Annotated in this window: 13 protein-coding genes and 1 pseudogene; 11 read left to right on the top strand and 3 right to left on the bottom strand. The window is 39.5% G+C overall.

Translation table 11 applies throughout. The annotated features are described in order from the left end of the window. The 5 genes and pseudogenes from Q0212_RS01515 to Q0212_RS01495 form a co-directional block, all read left to right on the top strand. A pseudogene (locus Q0212_RS01515) lies at positions 1-612 on the top strand (diaminopimelate decarboxylase); the annotation flags it as partial. Positions 613-745: 133 nt separating this feature from the next. Further along, positions 746-1,588: a diaminopimelate epimerase gene (gene dapF, locus Q0212_RS01510; protein ID WP_367175460.1), complete on the top strand. Its 843-nt coding sequence runs from the start codon at positions 746-748 to the stop codon at positions 1,586-1,588. 1 nt (position 1,589) lies between these two features. Further along, entirely contained in the window at positions 1,590-2,510 is a 921-nt protein-coding gene (gene xerC, locus Q0212_RS01505) for a tyrosine recombinase XerC (RefSeq protein ID WP_297921152.1), read from the top strand. Then, positions 2,510-3,217, top strand: a complete 708-nt coding sequence (locus Q0212_RS01500) for an HAD family hydrolase (protein WP_297921148.1) — start codon at positions 2,510-2,512, stop codon at positions 3,215-3,217. The genes xerC and Q0212_RS01500 overlap by 1 nt, the downstream gene beginning before the upstream one ends. Beyond that, positions 3,217-3,672 carry a YaiI/YqxD family protein gene (locus tag Q0212_RS01495; RefSeq protein WP_297921145.1) on the top strand — a complete coding sequence of 152 codons (456 nt, stop codon included), beginning with the start codon at positions 3,217-3,219 and terminating at the stop codon, positions 3,670-3,672. The genes Q0212_RS01500 and Q0212_RS01495 overlap by 1 nt, the downstream gene beginning before the upstream one ends. A 42-nt stretch (positions 3,673-3,714) precedes the next feature. Here the strand turns inward: Q0212_RS01495 and orn are convergent, their stop codons facing one another. After that, positions 3,715-4,266: an oligoribonuclease gene (orn, locus tag Q0212_RS01490; RefSeq protein ID WP_297921143.1), complete on the bottom strand. Its 552-nt coding sequence runs from the start codon at positions 4,264-4,266 to the stop codon at positions 3,715-3,717. A 91-nt stretch (positions 4,267-4,357) separates the two neighbouring features. Here orn and rsgA point away from each other — a divergent pair, with 91 nt between their 5' ends. The 4 genes from rsgA (at position 4,358) to secB (ending at position 6,599) form a co-directional block, all read left to right on the top strand. Continuing rightward, entirely contained in the window at positions 4,358-5,362 is a 1,005-nt protein-coding gene (gene rsgA, locus Q0212_RS01485) for a small ribosomal subunit biogenesis GTPase RsgA (RefSeq protein ID WP_297921140.1), read from the top strand. A gap of 65 nt (positions 5,363-5,427) precedes the next feature. Beyond that, positions 5,428-5,841 carry a rhodanese-like domain-containing protein gene (locus Q0212_RS01480; protein ID WP_297921137.1) on the top strand — a complete coding sequence of 138 codons (414 nt, stop codon included), beginning with the start codon at positions 5,428-5,430 and terminating at the stop codon, positions 5,839-5,841. 4 nt (positions 5,842-5,845) lie between these two features. Next, the gene (gene grxC / locus Q0212_RS01475) at positions 5,846-6,103 is read left to right on the top strand and encodes a glutaredoxin 3 (protein WP_297921134.1); all 258 of its coding nucleotides are present in this window, start codon (positions 5,846-5,848) and stop codon (positions 6,101-6,103) included. Between the two features lie 28 nt (positions 6,104-6,131). Continuing rightward, entirely contained in the window at positions 6,132-6,599 is a 468-nt protein-coding gene (secB, locus tag Q0212_RS01470; RefSeq protein WP_297921131.1) for a protein-export chaperone SecB, read from the top strand. A 38-nt stretch (positions 6,600-6,637) separates the two neighbouring features. Here the strand turns inward: secB and Q0212_RS01465 are convergent, their stop codons facing one another. Beyond that, on the bottom strand, positions 6,638-7,864 hold the full coding sequence (locus Q0212_RS01465) for a nucleoside recognition domain-containing protein (RefSeq protein WP_297921127.1): 1,227 nt from the start codon (positions 7,862-7,864) through the stop codon (positions 6,638-6,640). A 521-nt stretch (positions 7,865-8,385) separates the two neighbouring features. Between Q0212_RS01465 and Q0212_RS01460 the strand changes: the two genes are divergently transcribed. Together Q0212_RS01460 and blaOXA are read left to right on the top strand one after the other, a co-directional pair. Next, positions 8,386-9,063 carry a lytic transglycosylase domain-containing protein gene (locus tag Q0212_RS01460; protein WP_297921124.1) on the top strand — a complete coding sequence of 226 codons (678 nt, stop codon included), beginning with the start codon at positions 8,386-8,388 and terminating at the stop codon, positions 9,061-9,063. Then, entirely contained in the window at positions 9,063-9,842 is a 780-nt protein-coding gene (blaOXA, locus tag Q0212_RS01455) for a class D beta-lactamase (protein ID WP_297921121.1), read from the top strand. The genes Q0212_RS01460 and blaOXA overlap by 1 nt, the downstream gene beginning before the upstream one ends. Positions 9,843-9,872: 30 nt before the next feature. Here the strand turns inward: blaOXA and Q0212_RS01450 are convergent. After that, a partial coding sequence (locus Q0212_RS01450; protein WP_297921118.1) for a ParA family protein occupies positions 9,873-10,391 on the bottom strand: 519 nt, incomplete at its 5' end.

Here is a 10,391-nt window from a genome sequence, read left to right as displayed (position 1 = left end):
GCCTTAGATCGCGTATTGGCGATGATCGATACTTTAGCCACTCACAATATTCATATCGAACATTTGGATATTGGCGGTGGTTTAGGGGTACGTTATCGTGATGAAACACCACCCAGCCCTGCCGAATATGCTCAAGCTTTATTACCTAAATTAGCAGGCCGCAATTTAACTGTTTATTTAGAACCAGGTAGAGCGATTGCCGCTAATGCAGGTATTTTGGTCACCCAAGTTGAGTTTTTAAAGCCCACTGCTCACAAAAACTTTGCCATTATTGATGCCGCCATGAACGACTTAATTCGTCCGTCATTATATGGCTCATGGATGGATATTATTCCTGTACAAATTAACCCAAACACCGAAAACAAGGTGTATGACATCGTTGGTGCAGTGTGCGAAACAGGTGACTTTTTGGGTAAAGACCGTGATTTAGCGATTAATGCAGGCGACTTATTAGCCGTTTGTGGTGCAGGTGCTTATGGTTTTGTCATGAGTTCCAACTACAACACCCGTGGTCGTGCAGCCGAAGTGATGGTTGATGGCGAACAAGCCTATTTAATTCGTCGTCGTGAAACAATTAATGAGTTATTTGCGCTCGAATCTGTGCTACCTTAAGCTTAAAGTTTTTTAGAATAATCAAGACTTAGGCGTTTTATTTACTCACTCCAGCCCTTTCCCACAAGAGAGGGTGTCTTCTATTAGAGATAGTGAGCAATAAATACCTAAGTTGTAGAAATTGGAGAGCAATATGCGTCTGGAATTTACCAAGATGCATGGCCTCGGCAATGATTTTGTTGTCATCGATTGTATTACGCAGCGCGCACATTTAGAGCCACATCAAATCAAACAAATTGCCGATCGCCATTTTGGAGTAGGTTTTGACCAACTATTATTGGTTGAAGCCCCCACTCGCCCTGACGTTGACTTTAGATATCGCATTTTTAATGCAGATGGCTCAGAAGTACAACAATGTGGCAACGGTGCACGCTGTTTTGCCCGTTTTGTTCGTGATCGCAAACTCAGTCGCAAAAACAAACTGATTGTTGAAACCGCCAGCGGCATTATTGAATTAAACATCACCGCAAATGGTTGGGTGCGGGTTAATATGGGTATTCCTCGCCTAGAACCTGCAGAAATTCCGTTTATTGCCGATCAACGTGCTTTAACCTACCCATTACAAGTAGGTGAACAAGACGTCATTATTAGCGCCGTTAGCATGGGTAATCCCCATGCAGTGATTTTGGTTGATAATGTTAATACCGCACCTGTGCGTGAATGGGGACGGATTATCGAAAGCCATCCTCGTTTTCCTGAACGTGTGAATGTTGGCTTCTTTCAAATTATTGATCGCCAAAATGCTCGTTTACGGGTGTTTGAACGCGGTGCTGGTGAAACCTTAGCTTGCGGAACTGGCACATGTGCGGCGGTTGTTGCAGGTATCCAACAAGGTTTATTGGATGAGCGTGTGCGTGTTCAGTTACGTGGCGGTGAATTAGACATTCGTTGGCAAGGCGAAGGCCATCCCGTATGGATGACTGGCCCTACTGCCCGCGTGTTTGATGGCATATTACGCATGTATGAGTGGAACTAAGATGCCTTTAACGCAGCTACAACAAGATATAGACAACTGGCTCGACATCTTAAGTAGTCAGCGTTATGCCTCAGACCACACCTTAGCCGCTTACCAACGTGACCTAAACAAGCTTGCCCAGTTTTTGACTCGCGAAAATTGCCATGATTGGGCAGAGTTAGACAACGATCGCTTAACGCGTTTTATTGGGCCTTTATTGTCTACTAACAGTTTGTTACCAATTAGTGTGCAGCGGATGTTATCGGCCATTCGTGGATTTTATGACTGGTTAGTGCAACAACATCGACTGAGTTATAACCCTGCAAAAGCCTTTAAGATCAAACGTCAACATCGTGAATTACCTAAGGTTATGGATGTTGACCTTGTCAATCAGCTCTTAGATGCCCCTGCCCCAGATACTCCTCATGCAGCAAAACTATGGCTGCGTGACAAAGCGATTATGGAATTGTTATACTCCAGTGGTTTGCGTGTTTCTGAGCTAAGCAATTGTTTATTAACAGATATAGATTTAAGCTCTGCACTAATAACAGTTGTTGGCAAAGGCAAAAAAACGCGTGTGTTACCTGTAGGACGTAAAGCAATAAGTGCTATTAAAGATTGGCTCAAAATTCGCAGTGATTTTATTAAAGCAGAAACAGGCAACCATATATTTTTAAATGAACGTGGTGGACGTTTTACCGAACGTGGCATTCAACAAGCTTTAGCCTATCAAGCGCAACGGGTTGGTATTCCACAACATCTCCATCCGCATTTATTACGTCACTGTTTTGCCTCACATCTGCTAGAATCTAGTCAAGACTTACGCGCTGTACAGGAGTTATTGGGTCACGCGAGTATTAGCACTACCCAAATTTATACTCATTTGGATTATCAGCATCTTGCGCAGGTTTATGATCAAAGCCATCCAAGAGCGAAAAAATAATGATAAAACTTCTGACATTTGATTTAGACAATACCTTATGGTCTGTTGACCCTATTATTGCTCGTGCCGAAAATGCAATGATGGAATGGATTTATCAAAATCATCCCGAATTGCGTTTTAAAGTCACCACTGTTCAGTTTGAACAGTATAAAGACAAAATTAGTAGTGAACGCCCCGATATTAGCCACGATTTAACCCAACTACGTTTAACCACTTTACGTCAAGTTTTAGATGGTCACGTGACAGGTGATGTAAATGCTATCGTCAAAAAAGCTTATGAAGTATTTCAACGCGAGCGCAATATTGTCCAATATTTCCCTTATGTGCTTGAAACACTCGAAGAACTTGCCGATCAATATCCACTAATTGCTTTAAGTAATGGTAATGCTGATGTCCATAAAGTTGGCATTGGCCATTTGTTCAAAAATCACTTTTCTGCTGCGGGGGTTGGCTTTGCTAAACCGCATCCAGCCATGTTTCAATATGCTTTACAAGCAATAAAAGTGAGTGCACATGAAGCCATTCATATTGGCGATCATCCTGTACAAGATATTCAAGCGGCTAAAGATGTAGGCATGAAAACCATTTGGGTAAACTGGATGAATCATGCTTGGCCGTTAGCCTGTAAACCTGATGCAACCGTCAATAATTTTGAAGACTTACCTGATGCCATTGCTAAACTTTGTCAAGTAAAGGAAAACGCCTAATGCAAATTTGGGTTGATGCCGATGCCTGCCCCGTTGTTGTTAAAGAAATTTTATTTAAAGCGGCTGAACGACTCAAAGTGTCACTCACTTTGGTCGCCAATCAACATATTCGTGTCCCTGCCTCGCAAGTGATTCGCTCTGTACAAGTCCCATCTGGCTTTGATGTTGCAGATAATTGGATTGCCGAACAAGTGCAAAACAAAGATTTAGTAATTACCGCAGATGTGCCTTTAGCCGCTGCTGTCGTTGCCAAAGGTGCTTTTGCCCTTAATCCGCGTGGCGAATTTTATACACCTGATACTATTTCTAACCGTTTAACCATGCGTAACTTAATGACTGAGCTGCGTGAGACTGGCCAAATTCAAAGTTATACGGCGGGATATAGCGCGAAAGATAAGCAAAATTTTGCTAATCAATTAGATCGATTTTTAAGCAAGCATATTAAAGTCTGTTGACGTTTTCAACAGACTTTAGTTTAGGACTTACGCAGTTACAGTTTATTGCACTCTAAAAAAATATTCACGGTAATAACGTAACTCATCAATCGAATCACGAATATCATTTAACGCTAAATGGCTACTTTGTTTAGAAAATCCTTGCATAATTTCGGGACGCCAACGACGAGCTAACTCTTTAACGGTGCTAACATCCAAATTACGATAATGAAAAAAGGCTTCTAATTTGGGCATGGTACGATATAAAAAACGACGATCTTGGCAAATGGAGTTACCACACATAGGCGATTTTTTGGCATCAACAAAACGGCTTAAAAACTCAATGGTTTGTGCTTCCGCTTCAGCTTCAGTAATCGTGCTACGGCGCACACGCTCAGTTAACCCAGATTGACCATGTTGACGAGTATTCCATTCATCCATTGCATTTAACACAATATCTTTTTGATGAATGGCTAACATGGGGCCTTCGGCCAAAATATTTAAATTTGCATCAGTCACAATGGTGGCAATTTCAATAATACGATCGGTATCTGGGTTTAAACCGGTCATTTCTAAATCAATCCAAATTAAATTGGTTTCTTTGTTAATAGCCATTTTCGTCCTAGTTTATTAGTCACAAGAAAAATGACTATTCTACAGAAAAATTATATGATAGGCGTTTTTATTTCGTTGTTTTAAAGTGCCTATGAGCAAACGCCATTTAAGCGAGCAGCAGACTAAACGTATTCATCAACAACATGCGCGTCGTATTGCTAAAGCTAAAGAACCCGTGATTGATGACAGTCACTTAAGCCCTCCTCAACAAGGATTAATTATTGCCCATTATGGCCGTCAAATTGAGGTTAAAGGATTAGAAGGCGAATTTGTTAATCAAATTTGGCGTTGTCATATTCGTAGTAATCTAGAGGCGTTAGTGACAGGCGATTTAGTGGTTTGGCAAGCCGACACGACCAATCAAATTGGCGTGATTACTGCGTTATTGCCTAGAACTTCATTGCTCACACGTCCTGATCCTTATCAAAAAATTAAGCCAGTTGCCGCTAATATCTCCCTAATTTTGATTGTTTTTGCACCGCTTCCTATTCCTTCTGCCAGTTTGTTAGACCGTTATTTGGTTGCTTGTGAAACAGTTGGCATTAAACCTCTGTTAGTCTTAAATAAATCAGATTTACTAAATAACGAAGAAGGTCAATTACTTCGTGACTTATTAGCCGAATATCAACAGTTAGGCTATGACAGTATAGAAGTGTCTTGTTTTGGCAATTTGACTGAACTACAACAACGAATTGGCAATCATAATGTCGTTTTTGTCGGTCAATCTGGTGTGGGCAAAAGCTCTTTAATTAATGCCTTGTTACCCGATGCGCAACAAAAAGTGAATATTATTTCTGAAAACTCTTTATTAGGCCAACATACCACCACGACCACTCGCCTATTTGCCTTAGAAAATGGTGGTGCTTTAATTGATTCACCTGGTATTCGTGAATTTGGTATTTGGCATTTGGATGAAGAGCAAATCAAGCAAGGTTTTGTTGAGTTTAAAGATTTTTATGGCAATTGCCGTTTTAGAAACTGTCAACATTTAAGCGAACCTGACTGTGCGCTTAAACAAGCGGTTGCTGATGGTAAAATATCTGAACGTCGCTTAGAAAGTCTGCACCGTTTGTTGGCCGAAAGTAAATCCAACTAGAGACAAAACATCAAGCAAGTTATACTTTGCCCCGCTTTTATTTATCTATATGAGGTCAAGCTGTAATGGATCAATTTTTTCAGTTTTTAGCCAATCATTATGTATTAAGTAGTACATTTTTTGGCTTACTGATTGCGTTTTTTATTGTTGAAAGTAAGCGCGGTGGTCAAAATGTCAGCCCTCAAGGCTTAAGTCAGATGATAAATAAACAAAATGCCCTTGTTATTGACTTACGTGACCCCACTGAGTTTAAGAAGGGACACATTACTGGCAGTCAAAATATACCTTATGCCAAATTAAATGACAAAAACAATCATTTTCCTAAAGATAGACCGATTGTATTTGTCTGTAATTTAGGTCAAGTAGCAGGTGCTGCTGCCAAACAAATCAAAACAGAGCATCAACTCAATGATGTATTTAAATTGGATGGTGGCATCTCTAACTGGAAGGCGTTGTCATTACCTTTAGTAAAAAAGTGAGAACATGATGGCACAGGTTGTTATTTATACCACTCGCATTTGTCCTTATTGTGTACGTGCAAAACAACTCTTACAACGCAAAGGTATTGCTTATGAAGAAGTTGATGTTAGCAATGATCATGCGACACGAATGCAATTAGTTGAGCGCACCAAACAACGTACTGTGCCACAAATTTTTATTAACGACCAACATATTGGTGGTTGTGACGATTTATACGCGTTAGAGCGGCAAGGCGCGTTAGACCCTTTACTTGCCCAGTAAAACATAAACTATACACTAGGAAATAACTATGAGCGAGAATCAAAATCAAGGTGGACAATTTGGCTTAGAGCGTTTGTTTGTCAAAGATTTATCTTTTGAAGTTCCAAACTCCAAAGTATTTTTAGGCGAATGGAAGCCAGAAATGGACGTGCAATTAAATACTGAAACTGTACGTTTAGATGAAACACATTACGAAGTTTCTGTGACTGTGACTGTGACCGCCAAAAATGCAGGCGCAACAGCTTTTGTTGCTGAAGTTAAACAAGCAGGCATCTTTTTGATTGCTGGTGTACCTGATGAGCAACTGACTCAGTTAGTTGGCGCATACTGTCCTAACATTTTATTTCCATACGTTCGTGAAGCCATTTCTGATTTAGTCAATCGTGGTAGCTTCCCTCAATTATTGTTAGCACCTGTTAACTTTGATGCTTTATTTGCTCAAGCACAACAACAACGTGCCGAGCAAGCAGCACAACAGCAAGCTACTTTACAGTAAACTTGTTAAATGGCTGTCACTCTTGAGTGACAGCTATTTTAATAAAAAAACCAATACGCCGCGCTAATCGCTGCAATCGCTCCGACTAAATCACAAAACAAACCACACGCTAAAGCATAACGTTCTTTACGAATGCCGACTGCGCCAAAATATACCGCTAAAACATAAAAAGTCGTTTCGCTTGAGCCTTGAATAACCGCCGCAACTAGCGCTGGAAATGAATCAACCCCATAGGTTTGCATGGTTTCAATCATCATCGCACGCGCACCACTCCCCGAAAAAGGCTTAATGAGTGCCGTGGTTAAAGCTGGCACAAAATCGGTATTTAAGCCCAATAAACCAATGACATAAGCTATCCCATCTAAAATCATGGTCAAAACACCACTAGCACGCAACATTGACACCGCCACCAACATCGCCACCAAAAAGGGAATTAATCCAACAGCCAAATCAAAACCTTGTTTTGCGCCAGTAATAAACTCGTCATACAACGCAACATTTTTACGCCAACCTGCCAATAAAAATAAAACGATAATACCAAATAAGGCTAAATTACCAATTAACGCTGAGCGTTCACTTAAAGCATCTGGTGGCAAACCCACCACTAAACTAATTAAACCTGCCATCAATACCGCAAAACCAGCCGCATAAGCCAATACCACACGATTAAATAAATCAAGTTTTTGTAACCAAGCAACTAATAAAATACCCGCTAAGGTAGAACAACTTGTGGCAAATAAAATGGGCAAAAAAACACTGGCAGGATCAGGCGCATGAAACTGCGCACGGTACATAAAAATACTGACTGGAATTAAGGTAATCGACGAAGTATTAATCACTAAAAATAAAATTTGTGGATTACTGGCCGTATCGGGATGCGGATTAAGACTTTGTAAATCTTTCATCGCTTTTAAACCCATAGGCGTTGCAGCATTATCTAACCCCAACATATTTGCTGCCATATTTAAAGTCACTGAACCAATAGCAGGATGTCCTTTGGGAACTTCGGGCATTAATTTTTGAAATAACGGCGTTAATAACCACGCCAAACGATCAGTTAAACCACTCTTTTCGGCAATCTGAAATAACCCCAACCAAAAACACAACAAGCCAACCAAACCAATCGCAATTTCGACTGCCGTTTTAGCTGTTTTAAAACTGGCTTCAATGGTTTGAGCTAAAACTTCGGGATGTCCAAGTATGGCTTGATATAAACAACTAAAAAATGCCAGCAAAAATAATGCAGGCCACAATCGATTCAACATAAGATTTCACGTCCATCCAAGAAAGTCTGTGAGACAATCTTTTTTAAAAGTATTTGTCAATATTTTTTGCCTATAAACCAAACAAAAAATCACTTTTTTATGCTTTATGTACAGATAAGCATCAAACTGCCTAAAACACCAACAATAAAAAGTTGTCCACAAAACCTGTGGATAACTCTGTGGATAACTCTAGGTTACCCCCTGCTAAAGCCAGTGTTATCAAGGCTTAGAGTTAAATCGTATATTTTTTAACCTATACAAAAAATCATTTTATAATCAATAACTTAATTTTTACAATACTGTAACAATCAATTTTTATAAAAAAATCACTTGCTTATATTATGTCAATACTGCAACAAAAACTATTGATTATTTTTTAATCATTTGATCAGAAAAAATGTTTCTAAAATTATTACCAAATGCACACTTTTTAAACAAATATTTGTTGACAGAAAAAACTTGTCTAAGCTCAATAAAGTAGCGAAAATAGCTCATCAATCTAATCAAGTTTAAGAATAAAAATGATGCTTGGACGTTTATTATTACTCTGTAGTGCGCTCACTGTTTATAGCCTACCTAGCTGGGCTGGTAATATTTATAAATTCCGTGATGCGGACGGTAATATTTTATTTACCAATGTTGTCGATGGCCGAGGTAAACCGCGTGGCCAAGATTTTGGCCGTTATACCAAACTGGAAAAAGTCACATGGTTTGCAGATACCAATGTTCATAAATACCGTAACTGGGGTAAAGATGAATTTGCTGTACGCCCAAGTTTTAGCAAAAATCGTGACGCTTATGACGATATTATTGCTCAAGCCGCTTCTACTTATGGCCTCGATAAAGGTTTAGTTAAAGCCGTGATTCACACCGAGTCGGGTTTTAATCCCCTTGCTCGCTCAGGGCCGGGCGCTAAAGGTTTGATGCAGTTAATGCCCGCTACTGCCAAACGTTTTAAAGTCGATGATGTGTATGACCCTGCCCAAAATATTCGTGGTGGTGCAGAATATTTAAGTTTTTTGTTAAAACGTTTTAATAGTTTAGAACTGGCTTTAGCAGGTTATAACGCGGGCGAAGGCAATGTTGACAAATATAAAGGTATTCCACCCTTTGCCGAAACCCAAGATTATGTGCGCCGAGTGATTAGCCGTTATAACAAATTATATGGCGGTAGTGCCGAACGTTTGAGTATGAATTGATGCGGCTTCGATGGTTATTTTCTGCGGTTTTTATAGGCTTGGTAAATGTGCCTTGTTATGCTCAAACAGAGATTGCTCAAGTTTTTAAAACGCATCAGGTACAAGGCACGATAGTATTACGCTCTTTAAAACAAGACGTGGCGATTATTTATAACCCTGATCGCGCACAACTCCCCTTCGCCAGTGCGTCAACGTTTAAAATTTTACACAGCTTAATTGCACTAGAAGAAAAAGTTATCACCAAAACGGATGTTATTAAATGGGATGGCACAACTTATGACATTAAGACATGGAATCAAGATCAAACCCTAGCTAGTGCTTTTCAAGTGTCTTGTGTGTGGTGTTATCAAACGTTTGCCAAACAAATCAGTGCCAAAAAATATCAGCATTATATTGATAGTACTCATTTTGGCCATTTGTCGCCCAATTTTGCACAAACTACATTTTGGCTAGATGGCTCTTTAACAATCAGTGCCTTAGAGCAAGTTGCTTTTTTAAAAAAACTTTATCAGCATCAATTTGCATTTAGTGCCGATCATTATCAGACTTTAGCAGAGATTATGCTTGCCGAAAAAACCAATGATTATCGTCTTTATGCCAAAACAGGTTGGGCAGCACGTAGCACACCACAAATTGGTTGGTATGTGGGTTATGTAGAAACTCAGCAAGATACTTGGTTTTTTGCTTTAAATATCAATATTAATGACACTAAAGACTTAGCACTTAGACAGCTCATTACCAAACAAGTTTTAACTAATCAACACATCATTAGCCCTTAATGCAAACACACTAAGGGCTTAGCATATCTCTCACGCGTCTTTTAACTCACCAAACAACGCTACATACTGTTCAGTCAATTTATGCTGAGGTGCTAAAAACACTAAAGGTAAACTTTTGTGATGTGACTCCTTCATAATCACAGAGGATGGCAAATAAGTGGCCATAATCGGCAAGCCTTCTTCTTTTAACTCATTAATTAATTGTAAAGGCAAGGAAGCGCGTGGTTGAAACTGATTAACAATTACCCCTTCTACTTCTAAGTCGGCATTATGGTCGGCTTTGGTTTCACCGACATTTTCTAATAAAGTATATAAAGCACGACGCGAAAACTCATCACAATCAAACGGAATTAAACAACGCTCGGAAGCAATCAAGGCTGATAAGGTATAAAAGTTGAAGGCTGGTGGCGTATCTATAAAAATATTATCGTATTGACGACTCAATTCTTTTAAAGCCGCCGCTAATTTATAAATTTTATGTTTACTTTGTAATAAGTGTTCAATTTCACCTAATTCTGGATTAGAAGGAATGACGTGTAAATTATTAAA

Origin of the sequence: uncultured Agitococcus sp., assembly GCF_937920075.1 — a bacterium.
Lineage (GTDB): Bacteria > Pseudomonadota > Gammaproteobacteria > Pseudomonadales > Moraxellaceae > Agitococcus.
The sequence above is the reverse complement of the archived record's forward strand: the minus strand, read 5'-3'. Positions and strand labels throughout refer to the sequence as shown.

Coding starts and splice junctions, on each gene's coding strand:
- secB (WP_297921131.1), top strand. CDS start 6,132: ATGAGCGAGAATCAAAATCAAGGTGGACAATTTGGCTTAGAGCGTTTG.
- grxC (WP_297921134.1), top strand. CDS start 5,846: ATGATGGCACAGGTTGTTATTTATACCACTCGCATTTGTCCTTATTGT.
- orn (WP_297921143.1), bottom strand. CDS start 4,266: ATGGCTATTAACAAAGAAACCAATTTAATTTGGATTGATTTAGAAATG.
- Q0212_RS01465 (WP_297921127.1), bottom strand. CDS start 7,864: ATGTTGAATCGATTGTGGCCTGCATTATTTTTGCTGGCATTTTTTAGT.
- Q0212_RS01460 (WP_297921124.1), top strand. CDS start 8,386: ATGATGCTTGGACGTTTATTATTACTCTGTAGTGCGCTCACTGTTTAT.
- Q0212_RS01495 (WP_297921145.1), top strand. CDS start 3,217: ATGCAAATTTGGGTTGATGCCGATGCCTGCCCCGTTGTTGTTAAAGAA.
- rsgA (WP_297921140.1), top strand. CDS start 4,358: ATGAGCAAACGCCATTTAAGCGAGCAGCAGACTAAACGTATTCATCAA.
- dapF (WP_367175460.1), top strand. CDS start 746: ATGCGTCTGGAATTTACCAAGATGCATGGCCTCGGCAATGATTTTGTT.
- Q0212_RS01500 (WP_297921148.1), top strand. CDS start 2,510: ATGATAAAACTTCTGACATTTGATTTAGACAATACCTTATGGTCTGTT.
- blaOXA (WP_297921121.1), top strand. CDS start 9,063: ATGCGGCTTCGATGGTTATTTTCTGCGGTTTTTATAGGCTTGGTAAAT.
- Q0212_RS01480 (WP_297921137.1), top strand. CDS start 5,428: ATGGATCAATTTTTTCAGTTTTTAGCCAATCATTATGTATTAAGTAGT.
- xerC (WP_297921152.1), top strand. CDS start 1,590: ATGCCTTTAACGCAGCTACAACAAGATATAGACAACTGGCTCGACATC.